At 73.3% G+C, this 24,441-nt stretch carries 21 protein-coding genes; 14 read left to right on the forward strand and 7 right to left on the reverse strand.

All coding sequences use genetic code 11. From position 1 onward, the window contains the following. The first annotated feature begins 146 nt into the window (after positions 1 to 146). From LUZ64_RS04105 to LUZ64_RS04115, 3 genes are read left to right on the forward strand one after another with little or no spacing between them, the layout of a single operon-like run. Positions 147 to 281, forward strand: a complete 135-nt coding sequence (locus tag LUZ64_RS04105) for an SPW_0924 family protein (RefSeq protein ID WP_107426592.1) — start codon at positions 147 to 149, stop codon at positions 279 to 281. 18 nt (positions 282 to 299) lie between these two features. After that, the gene (gene pgfA, locus LUZ64_RS04110) at positions 300 to 1,340 is read left to right on the forward strand and encodes a cell envelope lipid trafficking protein PgfA (protein WP_095580527.1); all 1,041 of its coding nucleotides are present in this window, start codon (positions 300 to 302) and stop codon (positions 1,338 to 1,340) included. A 16-nt stretch (positions 1,341 to 1,356) separates the two neighbouring features. Further along, positions 1,357 to 1,548, forward strand: coding sequence for a hypothetical protein (locus LUZ64_RS04115; protein WP_095580529.1), 192 nt, complete (start codon positions 1,357 to 1,359; stop codon positions 1,546 to 1,548). 141 nt (positions 1,549 to 1,689) lie between these two features. Here the strand turns inward: LUZ64_RS04115 and LUZ64_RS04120 are convergent, their stop codons facing one another. Together LUZ64_RS04120 and LUZ64_RS04125 are read right to left on the reverse strand one after the other, a co-directional pair. Next, entirely contained in the window at positions 1,690 to 4,686 is a 2,997-nt protein-coding gene (locus LUZ64_RS04120) for an ATP-dependent helicase C-terminal domain-containing protein (protein ID WP_095580531.1), read from the reverse strand. Positions 4,687 to 4,701: 15 nt separating this feature from the next. Then, positions 4,702 to 5,505, reverse strand: coding sequence for a class I SAM-dependent methyltransferase (locus LUZ64_RS04125; RefSeq protein ID WP_095580533.1), 804 nt, complete (start codon positions 5,503 to 5,505; stop codon positions 4,702 to 4,704). Positions 5,506 to 5,936: 431 nt separating this feature from the next. Between LUZ64_RS04125 and rpsA the strand changes: the two genes are divergently transcribed. The 7 genes from rpsA (at position 5,937) to LUZ64_RS04160 (ending at position 12,036) form a co-directional block, all read left to right on the forward strand. Further along, positions 5,937 to 7,442, forward strand: coding sequence for a 30S ribosomal protein S1 (gene rpsA / locus LUZ64_RS04130; RefSeq protein WP_087928573.1), 1,506 nt, complete (start codon positions 5,937 to 5,939; stop codon positions 7,440 to 7,442). A 198-nt stretch (positions 7,443 to 7,640) separates the two neighbouring features. Further along, positions 7,641 to 8,582 (forward strand): PAC2 family protein, encoded by a 942-nt coding sequence (locus LUZ64_RS04135; RefSeq protein WP_095580535.1) that lies wholly within the window; start codon positions 7,641 to 7,643, stop codon positions 8,580 to 8,582. A 150-nt stretch (positions 8,583 to 8,732) separates the two neighbouring features. After that, positions 8,733 to 9,332: a dephospho-CoA kinase gene (gene coaE / locus LUZ64_RS04140; RefSeq protein ID WP_232390026.1), complete on the forward strand. Its 600-nt coding sequence runs from the start codon at positions 8,733 to 8,735 to the stop codon at positions 9,330 to 9,332. 433 nt (positions 9,333 to 9,765) lie between these two features. Then, entirely contained in the window at positions 9,766 to 10,356 is a 591-nt protein-coding gene (locus LUZ64_RS04145; protein ID WP_095584986.1) for a hypothetical protein, read from the forward strand. A 99-nt stretch (positions 10,357 to 10,455) separates the two neighbouring features. Further along, positions 10,456 to 10,866, forward strand: coding sequence for a hypothetical protein (locus LUZ64_RS04150; RefSeq protein ID WP_095584985.1), 411 nt, complete (start codon positions 10,456 to 10,458; stop codon positions 10,864 to 10,866). Then, positions 10,863 to 11,597 (forward strand): hypothetical protein, encoded by a 735-nt coding sequence (locus LUZ64_RS04155; protein WP_095584984.1) that lies wholly within the window; start codon positions 10,863 to 10,865, stop codon positions 11,595 to 11,597. Before LUZ64_RS04150 ends, LUZ64_RS04155 begins: the two co-directional genes overlap by 4 nt. 34 nt (positions 11,598 to 11,631) lie before the next feature. Then, positions 11,632 to 12,036 carry a hypothetical protein gene (locus LUZ64_RS04160; RefSeq protein ID WP_095584983.1) on the forward strand — a complete coding sequence of 135 codons (405 nt, stop codon included), beginning with the start codon at positions 11,632 to 11,634 and terminating at the stop codon, positions 12,034 to 12,036. Positions 12,037 to 12,052: 16 nt separating this feature from the next. On the opposite strand, the gene LUZ64_RS04165 is transcribed toward LUZ64_RS04160, so the two are convergent. Continuing rightward, positions 12,053 to 12,640: a hypothetical protein gene (locus tag LUZ64_RS04165; protein ID WP_095584982.1), complete on the reverse strand. Its 588-nt coding sequence runs from the start codon at positions 12,638 to 12,640 to the stop codon at positions 12,053 to 12,055. 152 nt (positions 12,641 to 12,792) lie between these two features. Here LUZ64_RS04165 and LUZ64_RS04170 point away from each other — a divergent pair, with 152 nt between their 5' ends. Beyond that, a complete protein-coding gene (locus LUZ64_RS04170; RefSeq protein ID WP_095584981.1) occupies positions 12,793 to 14,940 on the forward strand; it encodes a tetratricopeptide repeat protein in 2,148 nt (715 codons plus the stop codon). Here LUZ64_RS04170 and LUZ64_RS04175 read toward each other — a convergent pair. The 4 genes from LUZ64_RS04175 to LUZ64_RS04190 form a co-directional block, all read right to left on the reverse strand. Beyond that, positions 14,937 to 15,221: a DUF6343 family protein gene (locus LUZ64_RS04175; protein ID WP_095584988.1), complete on the reverse strand. Its 285-nt coding sequence runs from the start codon at positions 15,219 to 15,221 to the stop codon at positions 14,937 to 14,939. The two genes, LUZ64_RS04170 and LUZ64_RS04175, sit on opposite strands and share 4 nt — an antisense overlap. A gap of 79 nt (positions 15,222 to 15,300) precedes the next feature. After that, positions 15,301 to 17,289 (reverse strand): TerD family protein, encoded by a 1,989-nt coding sequence (locus LUZ64_RS04180; protein WP_211305188.1) that lies wholly within the window; start codon positions 17,287 to 17,289, stop codon positions 15,301 to 15,303. A gap of 136 nt (positions 17,290 to 17,425) precedes the next feature. Continuing rightward, complete coding sequence (locus LUZ64_RS04185) at positions 17,426 to 17,998, reverse strand: methylated-DNA--[protein]-cysteine S-methyltransferase (protein WP_095584980.1); 573 nt, start codon at positions 17,996 to 17,998, stop codon at positions 17,426 to 17,428. A 39-nt stretch (positions 17,999 to 18,037) separates the two neighbouring features. Continuing rightward, positions 18,038 to 18,973 carry a glycerophosphodiester phosphodiesterase gene (locus tag LUZ64_RS04190; protein ID WP_095584979.1) on the reverse strand — a complete coding sequence of 312 codons (936 nt, stop codon included), beginning with the start codon at positions 18,971 to 18,973 and terminating at the stop codon, positions 18,038 to 18,040. Positions 18,974 to 19,199: 226 nt separating this feature from the next. Between LUZ64_RS04190 and uvrB the strand changes: the two genes are divergently transcribed. From uvrB to LUZ64_RS04205, 3 genes are all read left to right on the forward strand, one after another. Beyond that, positions 19,200 to 21,335: an excinuclease ABC subunit UvrB gene (gene uvrB, locus LUZ64_RS04195; protein ID WP_095584978.1), complete on the forward strand. Its 2,136-nt coding sequence runs from the start codon at positions 19,200 to 19,202 to the stop codon at positions 21,333 to 21,335. Positions 21,336 to 21,522: 187 nt separating this feature from the next. Then, positions 21,523 to 22,101, forward strand: coding sequence for a TerD family protein (locus tag LUZ64_RS04200; RefSeq protein ID WP_095584977.1), 579 nt, complete (start codon positions 21,523 to 21,525; stop codon positions 22,099 to 22,101). 226 nt (positions 22,102 to 22,327) lie between these two features. Continuing rightward, on the forward strand, positions 22,328 to 24,415 hold the full coding sequence (locus LUZ64_RS04205; protein WP_232390001.1) for a TerD family protein: 2,088 nt from the start codon (positions 22,328 to 22,330) through the stop codon (positions 24,413 to 24,415). The last annotated feature ends 26 nt before the right edge of the window (positions 24,416 to 24,441 follow it).

Below are 24,441 nucleotides of genomic sequence, written 5' to 3' on the forward strand. Positions count from 1 at the left end.
CCGGAAGCCGGAAGCCGGAAGCCGGAGCGTCGTCGCCCCGGAGCGCCTCCTCGTCCTTGGACGAGGGGGCGCTCCGGGTTCTCATCTCCGGCCGGTGTTGCTACCGTGCCCCAGCCCTGATGCCCTGTCAGTTCTGGAGGCCGAGTATGCGCGCACTGGCCGCCGCGGCCGTCGGACTCGTCGCCGCCCTCGCCCTCGTGCTCGTCGTCACCGGGATCGGGCCGCCGCGCGGCCACACCTCCCCCGAGCCGATGCTCACCTCCGCCCCCGCGCACCCCTAGGCCCGGGGAGACCACGCCGTGCGCCGCCGAGCGAGCCTGATCCTCCTCGCCCTCGCCGTCTTCCTCCTCGCCCTCGCGCCGCTCCTGCGCTGGTACGCCTTCCCCCGGCTGGCCAAGGTCCCCGCCGGCCGCTACCAGGCCGTCGTCATGGAGGCGAAGGACGCCACCCTCATCGACTACGCCACGCTGAAGCCCAGGACCGTCCCCAAGCTCACCATGATCCAGACCCTCAAGGGCAACGCCGAGGAGGCGGCGAAGGTCCGTGCGGCCACCGGCCGCGACGTCGTCGTCTGGGACACCCTCACCTTCGCCGCGGGGCCCGACGGCGCGATGGTCTCGCGGATCCCCGAGCGCTACGTCTTCGACGCCCACAGCCAGCGGCCCGTCCACGCGGGCGGCGAACACGTCGACGGCACCCCCGTGCGCCGCGACGGCATCGCCTACAAATGGCCCTTCCTCGTGCAGAAGCGCGACTACCGCTACTTCGACATGCAGACCCGCACCTCCGCCCCCATCCACTACCGGGGCACCCGCGCTTTCCGCGGCCTGGACGTCTACTACTTCGAGCAGACGATCCCCTGGACCCAGGTGCCCCTGCCCAGGGCGCTGCCGCTCGGGATCACCCCCGACACCGTCCGGCAGATCGGCCTGGAGCGCTGGTACACCACCAAGCGCATGTTCTGGGTCGACCCCGTCACCGGGGCGCCCGTCAACGGCGAGGAGGTCCACCGCGAGGAGATGCGCTGGACCGGCCACCCCGAGAAGGAGCCCATCACCGCCTTCGCGGGCCATGTGAAGATGCGCCCCGACTACCTCGACGCGACGCTCGACCTCGTGACCTCGCAGCGGCGGCTCGTCCTCCTCCTCACCACCTACCTCCCCTGGGGATCCGCCGGCCTCGGCGCGGTCCTGCTCGCCCTGGCGCTCGTCCTGGAGGCCCGTTCCCGCCGCGCGCCGGCCGGAGCCGTGGGTCCGCCGCGAGATCGGCGTGCGGACGGGGTGGGTATGTCCCAGGATGGAGGGACATTCGAACAGCCGACCCCCGGCGGGGGCCGCTGAACAGAGGAGGCCCACCGTGAAGGAGAGCCCCGAGGACACGTCCACCACGTCCCGGCCGAGCCGCCTGTACACGGGCGGCGAGCGGCCGTTCGACCCGGAGGACCTCGTCATGGCGTCCGGCCGGGACATTACGCCGGAGCGGGTCGAGGCGGCGAAGCGACTGATCGAGGAGAAGGGGGCGGCGGCGGTCGAGCGGTATCTGCCGTGAGGTGACCGGCCGGCGGGGCGGGTGCGCCTGCGGCGGGCTTTTTCCCTACCCGCCCCTTCCCGAATGTCCTCAATCGCCGGACGGGCTGAAATCAGCCCGTCCGGCGATTGGGGGCCGGGGTCCGGGGTGGGGGGACAGCCGTCAACGCCGCGCGTTCGTCCGCCGCGTCGCCACCGCCGCCGACGGATCCTCCGGCCAGGGATGCCGGGGATAGCGCCCCCGCAGCTCCGCCCGTACCGCCCGGTACCCCTCCCGCCAGAACGACGCCAGGTCCGCCGTCACCGCCGCCGGCCGCCCCGCCGGGGACAGCAGGTGTACGAGCACGGGGACCCGGCCGCCCGCGAGGCGCGGGGTCTCCTGGAGGCCGAACAACTCCTGGAGCTTGACCGCCAGTACGGGCTGCGGCGCGCCGTAGTCCACCCGGATCCGGGAGCCGCTCGGCACCTCCAGGCGCTCCGGCGCCAGCTCGTCCAGGCGCGCGGCGGCCCCGCTCGCCCACGGCAGCAGCCGCTCCAGCGCCTTGCCCGCGTCCAGCCGCTCCAGATCGGTCCGCCTGCGGGCCCGCTCCAGCTCCCAGCCGAGCCATTCCTCCGCGCCCGCCAGCAGCGCCTCGTCGGACACGTCCGGCCACGGCTCGCCGAGCTCGCGGTGGAGGAAGGCCAGCCGCTGCCGCAGCCCCGCCGCCCCGTCCGGCCAGCGCAGCAGGCCCAGCCCCTCGCTCCGCAGGCCGTCGAGCAGGGCGGCCCGTACGCGCGCGGGATCCGGCGCCGCCAGGGGGCGCTCGGCCAGTTCCACCGCCCCCAGCCGCTCGACGCGCCGGGCCACGACGTCGCGCCGCTCCTCGGACCAGCGGACCTCCTCGGCCTCCGCGTACAGCGCGCGGGCCGCGCTCCGGGCCGTGTCCTCGTCGATCACCGCACCGAGCAGGACCCGCGCCGACGCCGCCGTGACCGGCCGGTCGGCCACGGCCACCGCGAGCCACGGCGCGCTGCGCAGCCGCGACCCCTCACCGAGCTGAGCGCCGGTCCCGGACGCCATGAGGTACGAGCCCTCGCCGCGCAGACGGGCCACGCGCTCGGGGAAGGCGAGCGCCGTGACGAGCCCGGCGACGGCGTCGTCGGAGGAGACCCCTCGTGTGCCGCCTCCGGGGCCCTGGCCACCGTCCCGGGGGGCCGGGCCCCGGCCGCCGTCTCCGGAGGCCCCGCCCCGGCTCCGGCCGTCGCTTCCCGAGCCGTCGCCCCGGTCGCCGGTGCGGGCCCGGGGGGAGCCGGGCCGATCGTCCGCGTCGGCTCCTGATGCCGTGTCCTTGTCCTGGCCGTCGTTTTCCGGCCTCCGGCTCCGGCCGTCGCTTCCCGAGGCGTCGCGGCCGTCACCGGTGCCGTGCCCTGGGGAGCCGGGCCGATCGTCCACGTCGGCTCCTGATGCCTTGTCCTGGTCGTCGTTTTCCGGCCTCCGGCTCCGGCCGTCGCTTCCCGAGGCGTCGCGGCCGTCCCCGGTGCCGTGCCCCGGCGTGTCGCGCCGATCGTCTATGTCGGCTCCCGGGCCCCGGCCCCGGTCGCCCGTGCCGGATCCGGAGGCGTCCGGCCCCGCGCCGTCCTCCGCGCTCCCCTTGAGCGACCCTTCCAGCCGCCTCGCTTCCGCGCGCCACCGTGCGCCGTATCCGTCGCCCCCGCGCCGGGCCGTGCGCCACGCCGCCGCCAGGTCGTCCCCGTAGTCGCGGGGCGGTTCCTCGCTCAGTAGGGCGACCACTTCCGCCGCCCGGCGCGCGCCGACCTCGCGGGCGCCGTCCAGCAGGGCGCGCGCCAGCCGGGGGTGGACGCCCAGCCGGGCCATCCGGCGGCCGCGGGCGGTGGGGCGGCCGTCCGCTTCCACCGCGCCCGTGGCGGTCAGCACCTCCCGCGCCGCGGCCATCGCACCGGCCGGCGGCGGGTCGAGGAGGGCGAGGCCCGAGGCGTCGGGGTCGCCCCAGCACGCGGCCTGGAGCGCGAACGCCGTCAGGTCCGCGACCGTGATCTCCGCGGCGGGGAAGCGCGGCAGCCGGCCGTCGTCGGCCTCGGTCCAACAGCGGTACACCACGCCCGGCGCCTCACGGCCCGCCCGGCCCGCGCGCTGCCGGGCGGCCGCGTGGGACGCCCGTACGGTCGTCAGCGCGCTCAGCCCGCGCGCGTGGTCGACGCGCGGCTCGCGCGCCAGGCCGGAGTCCACCACGACGCGCACCCCGGGGACGGTCAGGCTGGACTCCGCCACCGACGTCGCCAGCACCACCCGGCGGACGCCCGAGCCGCCCGCCAGCACCGCGTCCTGCACCTCCGCCGGGGCCCGCCCGTGCACCTGGAGGACCTCGGCGCCCAGCGCCCCGGGCCCGCCCAGCCGGCCGGCCACCCGGGAGATCTCGCCGACACCGGGCAGGAAGCACAGCACGTCGCCCTCCCGCTCCCGCAGCGCCCGCCGCACCACGCCCGCGACGTGCTCCAGGAGCGCCGGGTCCACCCGCATCCCGTGCGGCGGCCGCACCGGCCGGTCCGGCGCGGCCCACACCACGTCCACGGGGTGGGACGTCCCTCGGGCCTCCACCACGGGGGCGTCGCCCAGCAGCCGGGCCCAGCCCTCCGCGTCCGTCGTCGCGGACGCCGCGACCAGCCGCAGCTCGGGCCGGAGCGCGGCCCGGACGTCCAGCAGGAACGCGGCGGCGGTGTCCGCGTCGAGATGACGCTCATGGCACTCGTCGAGGATCACGGTGTCGACGCCGGCCAGCTCGGGGTCGCGCTGCAGCCGCTGGAGCAGCACACCGGTGGTGACCACCTCCACCACCGTGCGGGGCCCGGCGCGCCGCTCGCCGCGCACGGTGAAGCCCACGCGGCCGCCCACCGGCTCGCCCAGCAGCCAGGCCATGCGCCGGGCGGCGGCCCGCGCCGCGATCCGGCGGGGCTCCGCGACCAGCACCCGCCGGTGCCGCCCGCCGGCCCCGGCCGGCCCCTCCGGTCCCGTGAGGCCGGCGAGGACGAGCGGCACCAGCGTCGTCTTTCCCGTGCCGGGCGGCGCGCACAGCACCGCCACGCCGCGCTCGTCGAGCGCCCGGGACAGGGCGGGCAGGGCGGAACGTACGGGCAGCTGTTCGAGGGCGTCGGTGCGGATCACCCGCCCAGTCTCGCGCTAGTCGCGCTCGCAGACGAAAATCGCGGTGCCCGGGATCAGGTTCCCGCGCAGCGGGGACCAGCCGCCCCACTCCTGGGTGTTCCAGGCGGGCCACTCCGGCTCCACCAGGTCCACCAGCCGGAATCCGCCCGCGACCACGTCGCGCACCCGGTCGCCGAGCGTGCGGTGGTGCTCCACGTAGACGGCCCGGCCGGACTCGTCCTGCTCGACGTAGGGCGTGCGGTCGAAGTAGGAGGCCGCCACGGACAGGCCCTCGGGGCCGGGCTCGTCGGGGAACGCCCAGCGAACGGGGTGGGTCACGGAGAAGACCCAGCGCCCGCCCGGACGCAGCACCCGGCGCACCTCGCGCATCACCCGCACCGGGTCCGCGACGAAGGGGACGGCCCCGTAGGCGGAGCAGGCGAGGTCGAAGGAGCCGTCCGCGAAGGGCAGCGCCCCCGCGTCCGCCTCCACCAGCGGGACGTCGCCGCCGATCCGCAGGGCGTGCTGGAGCTGGCGGTGGGAGAGGTCGAGGGCCACGGGCCGGGCCCCCTGGGCGGCCAGCCAGCGGGAGCACTGGGCGGCGCCGGCGCCGATCTCCAGGACGTCGAGGCCCTTCAGGCCCTCCGCCGGGCCGAGGAGGTGGGCGTCGGCCTCGTCGAGGCCCTCGGGGCCCCAGACGAAACGGTCGTCGCCGAGGAAGGCGCCGTGTTCCGTCTGGTACTCGTCGGCGTTACGGTCCCACCAGCCACGGCTGGCCCGGCTGCTCTCGGCCTCGCCGCTGGCCCGACGGGTCGCTTCCGGTTCGTACTCTTGGATCATTTGGACCGTAGTGCCCTCGGCAGTAGTGGTTCATCGGACTATGTCGTATCTTCTGGGACACCCGAGCGTGAAGCTTCGGGGTGCGGCGGGGCCCGCGTGGCCTCGCAAAACATAAGTTGTGCCCGTTATGACGGGATTCGTCCCGGGTGTGCGCCTTCGCGCATTGACCGTGCCCGGCTGCCCCCGTATGCTACAAGTTGCGCTGCGGGCCTGCGCGCCTCAGACAGAGCAGGTCACGCTCGCACTTGTTGTATGTCCCCTCGGTTGTCGAGGCGCTTTCGATCTTCTTCGGGAGCCTTAGGGAAATCCTCGGATTTCCCCGGGTCCCCGGGTAGTGCGTCTCCAGCGGCTGTCCGGCTTCGGCGGTGCGATACGGGCTCTCGGCGTAGCAGTACCTACGACTCACTGTCCGTACCGGAGCCTTTTCCCACATGACGAGCAGCACCGAGACCACCGCCACCACCCCGCAGGTTGCGGTCAACGACATCGGTAACGAGGAAGCCTTCCTCGCCGCGATCGACGAGACGATCAAGTACTTCAACGACGGCGACATCGTCGACGGCGTCATCGTGAAGGTCGACCGGGACGAGGTCCTGCTCGACATCGGTTACAAGACCGAAGGCGTCATCCCTTCCCGCGAGCTTTCGATCAAGCACGACGTCGACCCGAACGAGGTCGTCAAGGTCGGCGACGAGATCGAGGCCCTGGTTCTCCAGAAGGAGGACAAGGAGGGTCGTCTCATCCTGTCCAAGAAGCGCGCTCAGTACGAGCGTGCCTGGGGCACGATCGAGAAGATCAAGGAAGAGGACGGGATCGTCACCGGTACCGTCATCGAGGTCGTCAAGGGTGGTCTCATCCTCGACATCGGCCTCCGTGGCTTCCTCCCGGCCTCCCTGGTCGAGATGCGCCGCGTCCGCGACCTCCAGCCCTACGTGGGCAAGGAGCTCGAGGCCAAGATCATCGAGCTGGACAAGAACCGCAACAACGTGGTCCTGTCCCGCCGTGCCTGGCTGGAGCAGACCCAGAGCGAGGTCCGCCAGACCTTCCTCACGACCCTGCAGAAGGGCCAGGTCCGCTCCGGCGTCGTCTCCTCGATCGTCAACTTCGGTGCGTTCGTGGACCTCGGCGGCGTCGACGGTCTCGTCCACGTCTCCGAGCTCTCCTGGAAGCACATCGACCACCCGTCCGAGGTTGTCGAGGTCGGCCAGGAAGTCACCGTCGAGGTCCTCGACGTCGACATGGACCGCGAGCGCGTCTCCCTGTCGCTCAAGGCGACGCAGGAAGACCCGTGGCAGCAGTTCGCCCGGACCCACCAGATCGGTCAGGTCGTCCCGGGTAAGGTCACCAAGCTCGTTCCCTTCGGTGCGTTCGTGCGCGTCGACGAGGGCATCGAGGGCCTGGTCCACATCTCCGAGCTGGCCGAGCGCCACGTGGAGATCCCGGAGCAGGTCGTCCAGGTCAACGACGAGATCTTCGTCAAGGTCATCGACATCGACCTCGAGCGCCGTCGCATCAGCCTCTCGCTGAAGCAGGCCAACGAGTCCTTCGGTGCCGACCCGTCCGTGGTCGAGTTCGACCCGACCCTGTACGGCATGGCCGCGTCCTACGACGACCAGGGCAACTACATCTACCCCGAGGGCTTCGACCCCGAGGCCAACGACTGGCTCGAGGGCTACGAGAAGCAGCGCGAGGAGTGGGAGCGCCAGTACGCCGAGGCGCAGCAGCGCTTCGAGCAGCACCAGGCGCAGGTCATCAAGTCCCGCGAGGCCGACGAGCAGGCCGCTGCCGAGGGCGCTGCCGCTCCGGCCGCCGCCTCCACCGGTGGCAACGTCTCCGGCGGCTCGTACTCCTCGGAGTCGGCCGACAACTCCGGCGCCCTGGCGTCGGACGAGGCGCTCGCCGCGCTCCGCGAGAAGCTCGCCGGCGGCCAGAGCTGAGGCTCTGACCGGCAGCAGCTGACAGCTGACTGAGAAAGGCCCGTCCCCTTCGGGGGGCGGGCCTTATCTCATGCCCGCGACGTCCGCCTCGCCACCCCCACCGCGAAGTGTGTCCGCCGTGTTGCGCACCACGGCCGGGGGAATGGCCGGGCCCTCCCCGCGCGTTCCCCGTACGGAACATGAGGAGGAACGGTCACTGTGTTGGATCCGCAGGGTTTGTACGAATGGGAGCCCAAGGGGCTCGCCGTGGCCGACCTGGCCTTGGCCCAGGACACGGCCGGCCTGGCCATGCTCTACCACTTCGACGGCTACATCGACGCCGGAGCGACCGGTGAACTGATCGTCGGACGGCTGCTGGACAGCCTGCCGCACCAGGTCGTCGCCCGCTTCGACCACGACCGGCTCATCGACTACCGGGCCCGCCGCCCCTTGCTGACCTTCCAGCGCGACCGCTGGAGCGCCTACGAGACCCCGAAGATCGAGCTGCGCCTCGCACAGGACGCCACCGGCGCGCCCTTCCTCCTCCTCACCGGCCCCGAGCCGGACGTGGAGTGGGAGCGCTTCGCCGCGGCCGTCGGCCAGCTCGTGGAGCGGCTCGGCGTACGGCTCTCGGTCAACTTCCACGGCATCCCCATGGGCGTCCCCCACACCCGGCCCGTGGGCATCACCCCGCACGGCAACCGCACGGACCTGATGCCCGGTCACCGCAGCTTCTTCGACGAGGCGCAGGTGCCCGGCAGCGCCGAGTCGCTTGTCGAGTACCGCCTCGCGGAGGCCGGCCACGACGTCCTCGGCGTCGCCGCGCACGTCCCGCACTACGTCGCCCGCTCGCCGTACCCGGACGCGGCCCTGACGGCCCTGGAGGCGATCACCGCCGCCACGGGCCTGGTCCTGCCGAACACGGCACACGCCCTGCGCACGGAGGCCCTGCGGACCCAGGAGGAGATAGAGCGTCAGATCTCCGAAGGCGACGAGGAACTGGTCTCCCTCGTCCGGGGGCTTGAGCACCAGTACGACGCGGTGGCCGGCTCCGAGACCCGGGGCAACCTCGTCGCCGAGCCGGTGGAACTGCCCTCCGCCGACGAACTCGGCGCGGAGTTCGAGCGCTTCCTTGCCGACCGGGAAGGCGAGACGGGCTGATCGGATAGGCTGCGCGACGGGCCGCGCCCGTGCGCCCGCGGGGGTCCTCCGGGCACCCGCGGGATCTTCCGGGCACCCGCGCTCACACCGGCGCCGGTCCGTATCCCTCCCCGCTTCCCGCGGGGATACTGCTGAGGCGGAGGCGTGGCCATGTTGTCCGTGGGTCTGACCGGTGGCATCGGCGCGGGAAAGAGCGAGGTGTCCCGGCTCCTGGCGTCGTACGGCGCCGTGGTCGTGGACTCCGACAAGATCGCGCGCGAGGTGGTGGAGCCGGGCACGCCCGGACTGGCGGCGGTCGTCGCCGAGTTCGGCCCCGGCGTCCTCACCCCCGAGGGCGCCCTCGACCGCCCGGCGCTCGGCGCGATCGTCTTCGCCGACCCCGGCCGGCTCGCCGCCCTCAACGCCATCGTCCATCCGCTCGTCCGGGAGCGCTCCGCCCAACTGGAGGCGGCGGCCGGGCCCGACGCGGTGCTGGTCCACGACGTCCCCCTCCTGGCCGAGAACGGCCTCGCTCCGCTGTACGACCTCGTCATCGTCATCGACGCCTCGACGGAGACCCGTCTCGACCGGCTCGTCGGCCTGCGCGGCATGACGCCGGACGAGGCGCGGGCGCGGATGGCGGCGCAGGCGACGCGGGAGGCGCGGTTGGCGATCGCGGATGTGGTGATCGAGAACGACGGGTCGAGGGGGGAGCTGGAGGCTCGGGTGCGGGAGGTTTGGGCGGGGTTGCTGGAGCGGGTGGGGGGTTGAGGGCGGGGGCCGGCCGCGTAGCGGGGGCGGGGGTGCCGCTGCGCGGGGCCTTGTCCCCGACCCGCCCCTTCCCGAACCCGGGGCTCCGCCCCGGACCCCGGTCCTCAAACGCCGGACGGGCTGATTCGTTGCCCGGAACCGGGCGAAATCCAGCCCGTCCGGCGATTGAGGACATTCGGGAAGGGGCGGGGAGGGGAAAGGCCCCGCGCAGCGGCAACAACCCCACCGTCACCACCCCCACCCCGTTCGTCATATCGGGTGATGTACTGCCCGGCCCCTGAACCCCGCCCACACCCCCGCATCCCCCCACCCACAAGGGATCCCGCCCCACCCCACCGCCGGTCATCCCACCGCACCCCGGATCACCCCCCTCCCCGCCTGCATAAGATCCCCCCGACCGGCAGACAGGCGCACACCGCGAGGGGGATCCCGGATGACCATGCCGGAGATGCTCGCCGCGCACGCCGCCGCCGAGGCGCAGTCGGCCGGGGCCACGTACCGGGCGCGTGCCTTCGGGGCCGCGCTCATGCTCGTCAGCCTGCTCGGCATGGGGTTCTTCCTCTCCCAGTCCGTCAAGGCCGCGGGCTATGTCGCCGACAAGGGCACCGTGACCGTCTCGGAGTGCCGGACACACCGGACCGTTTCCCACCGCACGCGCGAGGAGACCAGTTGCACCGGGGTCTTCCGGTCGGCGGGCGGCCGTACCGTGCGCGACGACGCCGAGCTCACCGGGTACTACGTGCCGGGGGAGAAGGTCCGCGTCTACCGCGAGGCGTCCGACTACTCGCTGGTCAGCCTGCGGGCGTTCTGGGGATGGCTGTGCCTGGTGTTCTTCTGCCTGGTCCTGTTCTCGCGGGGTCTGGTGAGTGTGGTCGTCGGCGTCCGCGCGGCGGCCTTCCACGAGCTCCTGGCCGCCCAGCAGATGCTCAAGCGGACCGCGTTCGCCGACTACGTGAAATGGCTGGTTCTGGTCGGCTGCGCCGGGCTGGCGCTCTGCGTCCTGCTGGCCGCGGTCTCGCCCTGACCGTCGCCTCCCCGGCCGCCTTCCGGTCCGCCTTCCGGTCCGACTTCCTGTCCGTTCACCCGTGAAGTCCGGGGCGCCGTCCCCGGGGGAGGGAACACCATGACGCTGCGGGTACAGCCCGGGGAGCTGGAGAAGTTCGCCGGGCAGCTGCGCCGGGCCGCCGACGACGCGTACGACATGCTCGCCCACGCCGACCGGTACACCAAGGTCCCGGTGGTGCAAGGGGGCCTGTTCGGGATGGTGGTCGGGCGGCACGAGGAGCTACGGGGAGCCGTGCTCGGCACATTGCGGCACCTCACCGACGTCCTCAAGGGCTCGGCGGGCGGGATCGAGGAGTCCGTGGCCTACTACCGGCGCACCGACCTCTCCCTCGCGGCGAAGCTGGACGCGGCCGGGGCGAACGCCGGGGCGAGCACCTGGGAGCACGCCGGTACGGAGCGGGGCCCGGCGTGCGGGGCGGCGGCGTACGGTCCGGCCCCGGTGGCGGGACGGGGTGCCGGCCCCGTATGAGCTTCACGGACACCGCCCGCCCCCTCGATCACCTCGCGCCTCCCAAGACGCCCGACGACTTCGTCAACCCCCTCGAACCGATCAACGAGGCGTGCGCGTTCCTCAGCCCGGGCTCGTGGGCGCTCAAGGCCGTCGAGCTGATGCTGCCCTGCGATCCCGTGGAGCGGGTCCAGCAGGCGTTCGCGGGTAACTGGAAGGCGTACGCGTCCTGTTCCGGGGTGTGGCGCGATCTGGGAGAGGCGTGCGGCGCCCTCGCGCGGAACCTGGAGGGCGGCAACCGGGACCTCGACCGGATCTGGGACGGCGCCGCCGCCGACGCCGCCGTCCGCTATTTCGACGCGCTGCGGAAGGACCTGCACGGGATCCGCCGCGCGCTGATCCGGCTGGGCGACGAATACCTCGTCGTCGCCCAGGCCGTGTCCGCCGCCGCGAGCGCTCTCGGGGAATGCCTCAGCGCGCTCGTCGACGCGGCCGTCAGCTGGTACATCACCCAGGCCGCGTCGTCGGCGCTGTCCTGGACCGGCTGGGCCGCGGCGACCGGATACGCGCTGGGCGCGGTCGAGGCGCAGATCATGCTGGCGGAATGGGCGCGCGCCACCGAGATCATCAATCACGCGCAGCTCGTCATGAACGCCGGCTGCGGTGTGCTGGGCCGCCTCGTCGGGGAGATCGCCGCACAGCTCAACACCTTCCCGCTGCCCCGGCGGGCCTACCACCACCCGGCCGTATGACCCACGGCCCCGCATCCCGCCGGGAGGGCGCGACATGACGGAACACCAGGTGGGACCCGAGGAGTTCGTGACCCCCGGGCGTGACGCGGCACGCGCGCGCCTGCTCCACACCTCGCTGCGGGCGCTCGCCCGGGGCGGGGCGGGACCCGTCCTCCAGGAAATGGCCGAAGAGGTGCTCAGCGGCCGGATGGGCCTGCGGGAGTGCCTGCGGACCGGCGCCTACGCCGAGGCGCTCACCCGGGAGGCCACCGCCGCCCACGCGGAGTGGGAGCGGATGCCCGAGGCCGAGCGCGAGCACCACGCGGCCGAGGCCCGCCGCCTCCTCGGCACCTCGTACGAGGCCGCCGCGTACGAGGGCGCTCCGTACGAGGGCCTTCCGTACGAAGCCGCCGCGTACGAGGCCGTCCCGCACGCGACCGGCGGGCCCGGCCTCCGCTGACCCACCGGCCGCCCGGTCAGCTCACCCCGTCCGGCCTCCGGGGGGGGGGGTATGGCGTGGTGGCCGGTCGCAGCAGATCCGCCGAACCCGCCACCTCCGCCAGCGCGTTCGCCAGGGCGACCAGCACCTCCCGCACCCTGGTGATCTCCGCCCGCAGCGCCCCGGCGTGCTCCCAGGACCGCTCGTACGAGACCGGGTCCACGTCGGCCGGACGGAGCGACTCGTACGCCGCCAGGCGGGGGTGCCAGTTGGCGAGGACCGGCCGCAGCGCCTGGTTGAGCACGGTCACGGCCAGCGCCCCGAAGGTGATGTGCCCGGCGGCGCGGCGCGGGGCGACGTCAGGCCCGTAGCGGCGCAGGATGTCGCGGGTGGTGCCGAAGAGGCTGTAGAAGGAGGAGAGCGCCTCGCGCAGGAAGCCCTCCTCCGGGCCGAGCTCGACCGTCGATATGCGGGTGGCCAGCTCGGCGTACAGCTCCCAGGCGGCCTTGCGTTCGGCTTCGACCGGTTCCCACACGCCCGTGATGTCACCGAGCATCGGGATCGCCATCCGGACCGTGATCTGCTTCGGCCTGGCCCGGCCGGCGGCGTTGCGTATCCGTCGCATGATCTTCCTCCCCGGGCCCCCACAGTAGGCTAGGCCCGGCCCGGGCGGAGAAGGATCGGCCGGAACGGGCCGGGACCGGCACGGGCGGCGGCACCGGCGAGGCGCCGGACGGCGGCACCGGCGGAGGCGCCGGCGGAGAAGGAGAAGCGAGCGTGGAGGGACCGGACTCCCGGGCCTGGGACGTGTTCCTCAGCTACAGCCGCGGCGACGCCCACCGCGTCGCGCCCCTGCGCGACAGCCTGCTCGCCAGTGGCCTCCGCGTCTTCGTCGACGAGGTCACGGTCGCGGGCTTCACGGGCATCAGCGACGCCATCCGGGACGGGCTGGCCCGCTCCAAGGCGCTGCTGGCCTGCTACTCCGCCGCCTACCCCGAGCGGCAGGCCTGCCAGTGGGAGCTCACCACCGCGTACCTCGCCGGGCTGCGCGAGGGCGACCCGAGGCGCCGTGTCATGGTCGTCAACCCCGAGCCGGCCGCCGACCACATCCACCCCGTCGAGCTGCGCGACGCCAGGCACTGGGCGCTGCCCGCGGACCCCGCGACGCTGGACGCCCTCGTCGCGGACGTACGGGCCCATGTCGCGGCCCTCACCACGCCGATCGGACCGGCCGGGTCCGGGCCCGCCGCGCATTGGCTGCCCGGCCCGGCGCCCTCCCCGGCCGCCGCCTTCACCGGCCGCCTGCCGTACCTCTGGCAGGTGCACTCCTTCCTGCACCGGCACGCCGCGCCGCTCACCACCGGGCACACCGCCGCCCGGCCGGTGCAGATCCGGGGCATGGCGGGCATCGGCAAGACGCTGCTCGCCCAGGAGTACGCGACCCGGTTCGCGGCGGCCTACCCCGGTGGCGTCTTCTGGCTCGCCCGCGACCCGGCCGGTGAGGCCGGAGCGTACGGCCGGAGCGCGCCGTACGAGGCGGGGCTGCGGGCCGTCGCCGGGGCGCTGGGGCTGCCGCGACGGGGGCCCGTGGAGGAGCTGACGGCACGGCTCGGCGCCCATCTCGCCTCCGTCGGGCGGCCGTTCCTGTGGGTCGTCGACGACGTCGCCGACCAGCTGACCGCGCAGCAGATCGGGCGTCTGTGCGCCCCGCACCCGCTGGGCCGCACACTGCTGACGACCCGGAGCCGCCGCTACGACGCGCTCGCCACGCCCGTCGAGCCGGGGCCGCTCGGGCCGGAGGAGTCGTACGCCCTCCTGACCCACGCCACCGCGCCCGGGGGAGCGGAGGAGCGCGCCGCGGCCGAGGCGCTGTGCGCCGCGGTCGCCGGGCACCCGCTGGCCCTGGACCTGCTGTCGTCGGGCGCCGCCGACGGTTACGCCGCCCTCCACGACCGCTTCCACACGCCGGGACGTTCCCTGCTCGACGTCCTCGCGCGGGGCCGTGTCCTGCCGACCGGCTATCCCGCCGAGGTGACCGCCGCGCTGGTCCGGGACGTCCCGGCGGCCGGGCCGTGCGCGACGGATGTGCTGCGCCTCGCCGCCGCCTTCTCGCCGACGCCGCTGACCAGGGACGACGCCGTACGGGCCCTGTCGGCGGCGGCCACGGTCCCGGACATCGCCACGGCCCGCCGCCTCGACTCCGGCATCGCCGAGCTCCGCGGCCGCGGCCTGCTGGCACCGGCCGGCACCCGCTCCTGGTCGGCGCACCCGCTGCTGCTGCACGCCTGGCTGCGCCACGACCCCGAACCGGCCCGGGCCGAGCGGCTGCGGCACGCCGTGATGCGGACCCTGCGCACCTCCTACGGCACTACGCTGGGCCGCGGAGCCCGCCCCGGTCCGACCGGCACGAGCACGAGGGAGCCGCACATGAACCCGCCCGCGCAGCCGCGTGTGTCCCCGCGGGACGGCGCGCCCAGTGAGCTGGAGCGCATGGCCGCCTTCGACCTCCAGGTCGAACTGGCCACCCGTATCGGCGTCCAGGAGCTCGCCCCGGGCACCGGCAGCCTCCGCGAGGCCCTCGCCTCGCTGCACGCGATGTTCGAGTTCACGCGGACCACTCTGCGGCAGTACAGCATCAACCTCGCCGACCGGCCGGCCCCCAAGGGCGCCCGCACCGTCCACACCATCGCGGACGACCTCCTCAACCGCACCCTGCGCCCGTTCACCAGCGAGTGGCACACCAGGCTGGCCGCCCACGAGGCCCTGCGCCCGTCCGGTACGAGCCCGGTCGCCCACGAGCAGTCCTGGCCCGAGGCCCCCGCCATGCGCGCCGCCCTCGCGGGCCTGCGCGAACCGCTGCTCCGCATCGTCGCCGACCTCGCCGGGATCTCGGGCGCGGACTTCGGCCTCCCGGCGGCGAGCTAGCGCGGTCCCCGGCGCCCCGGCCGTTCGTCCCGCACCGGCTCGTACGGCGGCACGTCCCGCCCCGGCTGGTAATGCGGCCCTTGCCGGATGTGCCGGACGACCAGCCCGAGATCGACGGCGACGACCACCACCAGCACCGCACAGGCAATGGCCCACCCCGGATGCCCCGTCCACACGAAGAGCCCCGTCCCCGCCACAGCCCACACCAGCCCCCACACGGCCAGCCCGCACCGCAGCCGCAGCGCGCTGCGCGCGGTCGCCGGCTCACTGCCCGTACGCATGGCGACCATCTCCCACTACCAGCATCCACCCGGGAGGGAGGAGGGGGCGCGAAGTGGGCCCCGGGTGGGAAGGCGGCGTCTACGCGGGAGTCCTCGGCCGGCCGGGTCGGCCGGTGAGGTGAACGATCACACTGGAGTGGAAGCGGTCCACGGCGGCGTCGACGCTCCGGATGAAGCCGGACTCGGCGTTGCCCCGGCTGCTCCCCATGCCCTTGAACAGTGACAGCCGGAAGCCCGTGATCTGCGTGCCGTCCTTCGGAAGGAGATCACCTGGTTCCGGACGGAGGCGTTCCAAGGTGCCGCGGGGACCGGCGGCGCCGCCCTCGACGAGTGTCTGTACATGCATGTCGGCGGGGGCTTCCGCGAGCTGTCTCACCAGCCGCTTGGCCCAGCTGAGCGGGTAGCCCTGGGTGGGGGCGGGGATCTCGATGGAGGTCCTGATCCGGCTGGTGCGGAGGTCCGCGCTGACGCCCAGGGTGCCCACGATGCCGTCGATCCGGATCTCGGCGTCCAGCAGGCCGCGCTCACAGAGCTGGTCGGCGAGGGCCGCCCGGCGGGCGTGGGGGTCGGTGCCACGCTTGACCCGCTGCACGGGCAGGACCTTCTCGCCGAGCTCGCCACCGAGGCGCAGGCAGACCTGGCGGACGAGTCGCTCCCAGCTCTCGACGACCTGGACGGCGCGCTCGTCCCCCTGGCACAGGGTTTCGTCGTCGATCCCGTTCCGCACGGGGACCCAGGCGGGTCCCATGTTCTGGAAGCCGTGGCAGCCGGAGTTCTCGTGCTGGAGGTAGTGCAGCAGCTCCTGGAGCAGCCAGGCGTGAGGCTCGTGCCGGACGCCCTCGTGGAGGATCAGCATCTGTGCCTGGTAGGCCACTTCGGCCCAGGAGAGGTGGCGCAGCGCCACCTTGTGCTTGCGGCGGCCGTCGACCTTGACCTGGACGAGCGGGCTGCCCTCCAGTGCGACGTCGTTCGACAGCGTGATCACCGCCTCGTAGCCGCGCCGGGCGGCTATGTCCATGTAGTCCTGGATCTGCTCGGCCTTGAGGGCGTTGCCGTTGGTCTTGGTCTCGACGAGAGCCGTCCAGATCTTTCCCGCGCGTTCGACCCGGATCACACCGTCCGGACGCTTCGGGTTCTCCCCGTGCGGGAGGGACACCTCGGTGAAGGTCTCCATACGTCCGGCCGGAGCCCCGAAGGCCGCGGTGAGCCGACGCCCGAACTCCGGCACCTGGGCCATGACGGACAGCAGGATCGAGGTGGCGCGGGTCTCCCGCTCCCGGTCGTTCTTGAGCGTGGCGGCGGGGAAGAGCAGGGATGAGCGCCAGGTGTCGTGTTCGGCGAGGGACTTCTTCGGCTTCGGCAGCGTCACCTTCTTCCTGGCGGTTCGGAGGCGGCGGGCCGGTGCGGGTGCCTCGGCGGCGGGTGTCGCCGCGGGAGCGGGCTGCTCGGGTGCTTCCGGGGCGGGCTCCGTCTCCGCTGCCTCTGTGAGGACATCGGCAGGATTGGCCCCGGCCTCGCTCTCCGGACTGTCGTCCTCGTCGATCTCGATCCCGAAGTCGGTGGCGAGTCCGGCCAGGCCCGTGGCGTAGCCCTGGCCCACGGCCCGGAACTTCCACTCTCCGCCGCGCCGGTAGATCTCACCGAAGACGAAGGCGCTCTCGACGCTCGCCTGTGTGATGGTGAAGCCGAGGATCTCCTCCCCGGCCGCGTCGCTCAGTGTGACCCTCAGGTTCTCCAGTTGCCCGAACGCGGCCCGTCGGTGTCGGCTGGCCGCGACCACGACACGGTCGACCTCGGCGGGCAGGGCGGTCAGGTCCAGCTGGATGCGGTCCTCGCTGCCGCCTTCGGAGGGTGTCTGGCCGAGGAGCTGGACGCTGCCGTCGGCGGCGGCCGGGTTGTTGTAGAAGAAGAAGTCCTCGTTGCCGCGGACCTTGCCGTTCTCGTCGAGGAGCAGTACGGAAACGTCGGCGTCCCCGTCCCCGTCCGGGCTGCTCCAGCCCAGGCTGACGATGACGGAGCCGACGTTCTCGCTCAGGGACGACAGGCCTACGTTGGCACCCTTGATCATTTCGTGCATGAGCCCCCCCAGGGCATTGCGCATGGGGCACCCGAGCGGTTCAGGCACCCCGCTGAGGTCGCGGTGCGGGCCCGCGAGCATGGGGGTGATCTTATCGACAGACCGGATCGGAACGGCCCGGAACCGTTCAGAACAGGGGCTGGGGAAGGACGCCTTCGAGGGTCAGCAGGGCCCGCTTGACCTCCAGGCCGCCGCCGAAGCCGCCCAGGCCGCCGCCGCTCTCGACGACGCGGTGGCAGGGCACCACGATCGGCAGGGGGTTGCCGCCCATGGCGGTGCCGACGGCGCGGGCCGCGCCGGGTTCGCCGACGCGGTCGGCCAGGTCCTGGTAGCTGACCACGGTGCCGTAGGGGACGTGGTCGGCGAGCTCGCGCAGTACGCGGCGGTTGAAGCCCGAGGTCAGGGACCAGTCCAGGGGGACGGAGAAGGTCTCGCGGCGGCCGGTGAAGTAGGCCGCGAGCTCCTTCGTGGTCTCGGCGAGGACCTCGTGGGCGGCGGAGGGGGCGGCTCCGGGGCCGGTGCCCAGGCGGCGGGTGAGGCGGGCCACGGCCCGCTGTGAGGTCGGGCCGTCGGCGGCGAAGGCGACCTCGAGCAGTCCGGTGGGCGTCGCCGCGAGACCGACGGGGCCGATGGGGGCGTCGACCGTCGTCCACGCCCACACCAGGGGCCCCGCCGGAGGGTTTTGATGCGTGTCCGTCACTCTGTCAGCCTACGCCGGGGACGGCCGTCGCCCCGGGCGTCACAGGTCGTAGAGGAACGAGAGCGGCGAGAAGGCCGGCCCGTAGTCGTCGTCCTCCTCGGCGAGCGCCTCCTCCACCACGTGCGGGGCGTTGCTGATGATGTAGTCGACGCCCATCCGGGCCAGGTCGACGGCCCGGTCGCCGTCGTCGACGGTCCAGGCCGAGACCTCCAGCTTCCTGCCGTGCGGTCCCTTCACCGCGTGCACGGCCCGGACCCACGCGGCCGTGACGCTCCGGTGGTTCGGGTTGATCTGGTCGGCGAACTTCGCGTACGCGCCGAGCTCCGAGACCTTGGGCGCGCCCAGGAAGCCCGTCTTCACGTCCTTGCGCAGGCCGTGGAAGGTCTTCAGGGACGCCGCGCTGAAGCTCTGGACGACCAGGTCGTTCCTGACGTGCCCCCGGTCGAGCCAGCCGGCCCGGCGCAGCTCGGTGACCAGCTGCCGCTCGATGCCGGGGTAGAGCTCCGGCGCCTTGACCTCCAGCAGCAGCCGCTGGCGGTGCCGGTCGACGCGCTGGAGGTAGCGCTTGAGCGTCGGGACGCGCTCTCCGGCGAATCTGCGGTCGTACCAGCTGCCCGCGTCGAGCTTCTCGATCTCCGCGAGGGTGAAGTCAGAGATCCGCCAGGGCGCCCGGCCGGGGAAGCGCTTCTCAACGTCGGTCGTCCGGTTCAGCGTGGTGTCGTGCATGACGATCAGGGCGCCGTCCTTGGTGCGCTGGACGTCGTTCTCCACCCAGCGGATGCCGAGGCGGGCGGCCCGGTCGACCGCGGCCAGGGTGTTCTCCGGGGCCTGGACCGGGACGCCCCGGTGGCCGATGGCCACGGGCACCCGGGTCCGTGCGGCGGCCGGGGCGGCGGCCTTCGCGGGGGTGGCGAGGAAGAGCGTGGTCATACCGAGCAACGCGCAGGTCACGGCGGAGACGGGGCGGATGCGCATACGGGCTCCTCGCGGCGTCTGGACACGGCGGGGCCGGGGCGCGCGGTCGCGTCCCGGTCCTTTGTGTACGGGATGGGGCGTACACCAGACAAGTACGCGACGGCGGGGCCCGGAGCACCCCCGCCGGAAGACCTTTTGCCCGATCTTCGCCGCACGTTCGTCCGGGAAACAGCCGGGGAACGCCCGGCGCCCGGCCGTTGTCAGTGGGGAGCCGTACGGTGGTTCCATGCGGCCCGTATCGAAGATCGAACGCAAGGTGGCACCTTTCGAGGTCGTCAGCCCCTTCCAGCCCAGCGGTGATCAGCCCACCGCCATCGCCGAGCTGGAACGACGCATCCGCGCAGGTGAGAAGGACGTCGTCCTGCTCGGTGCGACCGGCACCGGCAAGTCCGCGACCACCGCGTGGATGATCGAGAAGCTCCAGCGGCCGACGCTCGTGATGGCGCCCAACAAGACCCTCGCGGCACAGCTCGCCAATGAGTTCCGTGAGCTCCTGCCGAACAACGCAGTCGAATACTTTGTGTCGTATTACGACTACTATCAGCCCGAGGCGTACGTCCCCCAGTCGGACACGTACATCGAGAAGGATTCCTCGATCAACGAGGAGGTCGAGCGGCTGCGCCACTCCGCGACGAACTCCCTGCTCACCCGGCGTGATGTCGTGGTGGTCGCTTCGGTGTCCTGCATCTACGGCCTCGGCACCCCGCAGGAGTACGTCGACCGGATGGTGCCGCTCAAGGTCGGCCAGGAGATCGACCGCGATCAGCTGCTGCGCCGCTTCGTGGAGATCCAGTACACCCGGAACGACCTGGCGTTCACCCGGGGCACCTTCCGGGTGCGCGGCGACACCATCGAGATCTTCCCGGTCTACGAGGAGCTCGCCGTCCGGATCGAGATGTTCGGTGACGAGATCGAGGCGCTCTCCACCCTGCACCCCCTCACCGGCGAGGTCATCTCCGACGACCAGGAGCTCTACGTCTTCCCCGCCAGCCACTACATCGCGGGCGCCGAGCGCATGGAGAAGGCCATCGCCGGCATCGAGACCGAGCTGGAGCGGACCCTGGCGAGGATGGAGAAGCAGGGCAAGCTCCTGGAGGCCCAGCGGCTCCGCATGCGCACCACCTACGACATCGAGATGATGCGCCAGATCGGCTCCTGCTCCGGCATCGAGAACTACTCGCTGCACATGGACGACCGCGAGCCCGGCTCCCCGCCCAACACCCTCCTCGACTACTTCCCGGAGGACTTCCTCCTCGTCATCGACGAGTCGCACGTCACCGTCCCCCAGATCGGCGCGATGTACGAGGGCGACGCCTCCCGCAAGCGCACGCTCGTCGAGCACGGCTTCCGGCTCCCGTCGGCCATGGACAACCGGCCGCTGAAGTGGGAGGAGTTCACCGAGCGCATCGGCCAGACGGTCTACCTCTCGGCGACCCCCGGGAAGTACGAGCTGTCCCGCGGCGACGGCTTCGTGGAGCAGATCATCCGCCCCACCGGCCTCGTCGACCCCGAGGTCGTCGTCAAGCCGACGGAGGGCCAGATCGACGACCTGGTCCACGAGATCCGCACGCGCACCGAGAAGGACGAGCGCGTCCTGGTCACCACCCTCACCAAGAAGATGGCCGAGGACCTCACGGACTACTTCCTGGAGCTCGGCATCCAGGTGCGCTATCTGCACAGCGACGTCGACACCCTGCGCCGCATCGAGCTGCTGCGCGAGCTGCGCGCCGGCGAGTACGACGTCCTGGTCGGCATCAACCTCCTCCGTGAGGGCCTGGACCTGCCCGAGGTGTCCCTGGTCGCGATCCTGGACGCCGACAAGGAGGGCTTCCTCCGCTCGGGCACGTCCCTGATCCAGACGATCGGCCGCGCGGCGCGCAACGTCTCCGGTCAGGTCCATATGTACGCCGACAAGGTCACCCCGGCGATGGAGAAGGCCATCGAGGAGACCAACCGCCGCCGCGAGAAGCAGATCGCGTACAACAAGGAGCGGGGCATCGACCCGCAGCCGCTGCGGAAGAAGATCGGCGACATCGTCGCGTCCCTGGCCCGCGAGGAGATCGACACCCAGGAGCTCCTGGGCACGGGCTACCGCGAGGACAAGTCCAAGGGGAAGGCGCCCGTGCCCACGGCGGCGGGCGGCGGCCAGGCCGGCAAGACAGGCGCCAAGGGCAAGGGCAAGAAGGCCGTGGTGGCCACGGACCGCCCCGCCGCGGAACTGGCCCAGCTCATCGAGGACATGACCGACCGTATGCGGGCCGCCGCGGCCGAGCTCCAGTTCGAGGTCGCCGCCCGGCTGCGGGACGAGGTGAGCGAGCTGAAGAAGGAGCTGCGGCAGATGAGGGAAGCCGGTCTCGCCTGACGGCCCGTCGCCCCGTCCCGCTCCGGCCCGGCCGCCCGAGCCGCCGCTCGCCCCGGCGGCATGTTGCAATGCCGCCACAAACCCCGCCCGCGTGCCTGACCGGTCCACGGCAGTGCATAGGGTCGTTCGAGGAGGTCGCGCGTACGCGCGACCCACGGGGAAGCGGTAAACGAGAAAGGGACTGCGCGTGACGGTCAACTTGTCCAAGGGTCAGGGCATCAGCCTCCAGAAGGCCGACGGGGGCACCCTGACCGCGGTGCGGATGGGGCTCGGCTGGCAGTCGGCTCCCCGCCGCGGACTGTTCGGGTCGCGCACCAAGGAGATCGACCTCGACGCCTCGGCGGTGCTCTTCGCCGGTGACCAGCCGGTGGACGTGGTCTTCTTCCGCCACCTGGTCAGCGACGACGGCTCCGTGCGCCACACCGGTGACAACCTCGTCGGCGGCGCCGGCAAGGGCGGCGACGACGAGGCGATCCTCGTCGACCTCCAGCGCGTCCCGGTGCACATCGACCAGATCGTCTTCACGGTGAACTCCTTCACCGGCCAGACGTTCGCCGAGGTGCAGAACGCCTTCTGCCGCCTCGTCGACGAGACCAACGGCGAGGAGCTGGCCCGCTACACCCTCGACGGCGGCGGCGCGTACACCGCGCAGATCATGGCGAAGGTGCACCGCTCCGGCGCCGGCTGGGCGATGACCGCCATCGGCACCCCGGCCAACGGCCGGACCTTCCAGGACCTCATGCCGGCCATCCTGCCGAGCCTGTAAGGCACGACGGCGGTACGGCCCGCGAGCCGTACGAGCAAGCGGTACGTACGTCACGGCCGGCCCGTGCGTACGGAACGGACGACCGGGCCCGGTGGAGATCCCTCCACCGGGCCCGCGGGCACCCGGGGCCCGACCGGCACGCCGGCCACGGCGGTCGGCAAGCACACCACCGGGCACGATGCGTGACACGCACGGCCGGGAAACACCACAACAAGGGGGCGCAGGAATGACGGCCGAGCTGGTGCGGGGGCAGAACCACCCGCTGTCGGAGTCCCGTCTGGAGATCCGGATCTCGGCGGGCGGCCCGGTCGTCGCCGGAGCCACGCTCAGCGGCGCCGACGGCAGGGTCGCGGGCGCCGAGTGGGTCGCGCACCCCGCCTCACACCGGCTGCCCGGCCTGGAGGTGTCCCGGCAGGCCGCCGCCGAGCACCGGCTGGCCGTCGACCTGGACGCCCTCCCCGACTCCGCGCACCGCCTCCATGTGCTGCTCGCCCTGCCGGAAGGGGTGGGCGGGCCCTCCCGCTTCGGCGCCATGGCCGCGCCCTTCGTCGCCGTCACCGGCCTCGACGGCGCCGAGGTCGCCAGCTACACCCTCACCGACCTGGACACCGAGTCGGCCGTCGTCGCCCTGGAGCTCTACCGCAGGCAGGGCGCCTGGAAGGTGCGCGCCGTCGGCCAGGGCTACGCGGGCGGTCTCACCGCGATGCTGCTCGACCAGGGCCTCGACGCCGCCGCCGAGACGGCCGCGGCCATCAACGACGCCGTGACCCGGGGCATGGCCCGCTCCGTCGCCGCGCCCCCCGCTCCCACGGCCGGGGGAGACACCAGGGCGCGCCGTACGGCACGGGCCGGCGACTCCGGTGACGCGGGCCCCGACGGCTCCTCGCGTTCCGCGGGCTCCTCGGGTCCTGAGGGTTCCTCGCGCGCCGACGGCTTCGTCGACAGCCCCGCCCGCCCCGACAGCCCCGCCCGCCCCGACGGCCCCGGAAGCTCCCGCACCGCCGGCTCCGGCGACGCGACCCCCGCCCGTACCGGCTCCGGTGACACGGGGAGCACCGCCGCCCCCGTACCGCCCGCCCCGGGCGGCGGAGGTCCGGTCAGCTACCGGCACCCCGGCCGGGAGACGACGGCGCCGCCCGCCCCGGCCCCCGCCGCGCCGCCCGCCGAGCCCGGCCGCCCCGCGCCGCCCGTCGCGGGCGACGCCACGGGCTGGACGATGAACGAGCGGCTCTACAACCAGGTGTGGGGCATGTTCGAGGACCTCGCCCGGTCCACCGCCGCCTACCGCAGCGCCGTCGACTTCGCCGAGTCGCGCCTGGAGCGGGAGCTGGACAAGGCGCTCTCCGACCCGCGCACCCGGGTGGGCCCCGCCGCCGACGCCGCCCGGGAGGAGGCCCGCGCCAAGCGCGCGGACCTCGTCGACCAGGCCCGCGCCGTCCTCGACCGAGACCTGGCCCAGCTCGTCGCCGAGTCCGAGGTCGTCGAGCACGCCCTCCCGCCGGCCTTCGCCCGCTGGGACAGCCCCGTCTGGCAGGGGTTCCAGATGCCCCTGGAGACGCCGATGGCGCTGCGGATAGGCGACCTCCACCTGCCGGAGCGCCCCGACCTGCGGATCCCCATGCTGGTGCGGCTCCCGCTGGAGCGCGGGCTGTGGATCGACAGCGGGCGTGCGTCCGCCCGCGAGGCGGGCCTCGTGGACTCCGCCGAGCTGCGCCGGCGCGCCATGGAGACCGCCGTCGCCCAGGCCGCCCGGCTGCTGGCCGTCTATCCGGTGGGCGACTTCTCGCTGCACGTCATCGACCCGGCCGGGGCGGCGGGCACCGCGCTCGCGCCGCTGCTGGGCTCGGGGGCGCTCCGGGACGCCCCGGCGGCGGGGGCCAAGGGCGTCTCCGAGACCCTCCAGCGGCTGACGCGGCGGGTGGACCTGGTGCAGATGGCCGTCCGCAGCGGCGCCGTCGACTCCCTTCCGCCGGACCTGGACACCGCCGAGCAGCTGCTCATCGTCAACGACTTCCCGCACGGCTTCGACGACCGGGCCGTCACCCAGCTGCGCTACCTGGCGGACGAGGGCCCCGCCGTGGGCGTGCACCTGATGATGGTCGCCGACCGCGAGGACGCCCGCGCCTATGGTCCGGTGCTGGACCCGCTCTGGCGCGCCCTGCTGCGGATCACCCCGCTGCCGGACGACCACCTCGCCGACCCCTGGGTCGGCCACGCGTGGACGTACGAGCCGTCGCTGGCCCCGGCGGGGAGCGAGGTGCTGCGACAGGTGCTCCACCAGGTGGGGCAGGCGCGCCGGGCGTACGGCATCTGACGGCCGCCCGAGGGTGACTCCCCAAG

It is taken from the genome of Streptomyces albireticuli, assembly GCF_021228125.1.
Lineage (GTDB): Bacteria > Actinomycetota > Actinomycetes > Streptomycetales > Streptomycetaceae > Streptomyces > Streptomyces albireticuli.

Bases quoted from the DNA above. Each gene is read 5' to 3' on its own strand.
- LUZ64_RS04180 (WP_211305188.1), bottom strand. From the start codon at position 17,289: ATGATCAAGGGTGCCAACGTAGGCCTGTCGTCCCTGAGCGAGAACGTC.
- LUZ64_RS04175 (WP_095584988.1), bottom strand. From the start codon at position 15,221: ATGCGTACGGGCAGTGAGCCGGCGACCGCGCGCAGCGCGCTGCGGCTG.
- LUZ64_RS04155 (WP_095584984.1), top strand. From the start codon at position 10,863: ATGAGCTTCACGGACACCGCCCGCCCCCTCGATCACCTCGCGCCTCCC.
- rpsA (WP_087928573.1), top strand. From the start codon at position 5,937: ATGACGAGCAGCACCGAGACCACCGCCACCACCCCGCAGGTTGCGGTC.
- LUZ64_RS04105 (WP_107426592.1), top strand. From the start codon at position 147: ATGCGCGCACTGGCCGCCGCGGCCGTCGGACTCGTCGCCGCCCTCGCC.
- LUZ64_RS04160 (WP_095584983.1), top strand. From the start codon at position 11,632: ATGACGGAACACCAGGTGGGACCCGAGGAGTTCGTGACCCCCGGGCGT.
- LUZ64_RS04125 (WP_095580533.1), bottom strand. From the start codon at position 5,505: ATGATCCAAGAGTACGAACCGGAAGCGACCCGTCGGGCCAGCGGCGAG.
- coaE (WP_232390026.1), top strand. From the start codon at position 8,733: ATGTTGTCCGTGGGTCTGACCGGTGGCATCGGCGCGGGAAAGAGCGAG.
- uvrB (WP_095584978.1), top strand. From the start codon at position 19,200: ATGCGGCCCGTATCGAAGATCGAACGCAAGGTGGCACCTTTCGAGGTC.
- LUZ64_RS04145 (WP_095584986.1), top strand. From the start codon at position 9,766: ATGACCATGCCGGAGATGCTCGCCGCGCACGCCGCCGCCGAGGCGCAG.
- LUZ64_RS04205 (WP_232390001.1), top strand. From the start codon at position 22,328: ATGACGGCCGAGCTGGTGCGGGGGCAGAACCACCCGCTGTCGGAGTCC.
- LUZ64_RS04165 (WP_095584982.1), bottom strand. From the start codon at position 12,640: ATGCGACGGATACGCAACGCCGCCGGCCGGGCCAGGCCGAAGCAGATC.
- LUZ64_RS04190 (WP_095584979.1), bottom strand. From the start codon at position 18,973: ATGCGCATCCGCCCCGTCTCCGCCGTGACCTGCGCGTTGCTCGGTATG.
- LUZ64_RS04150 (WP_095584985.1), top strand. From the start codon at position 10,456: ATGACGCTGCGGGTACAGCCCGGGGAGCTGGAGAAGTTCGCCGGGCAG.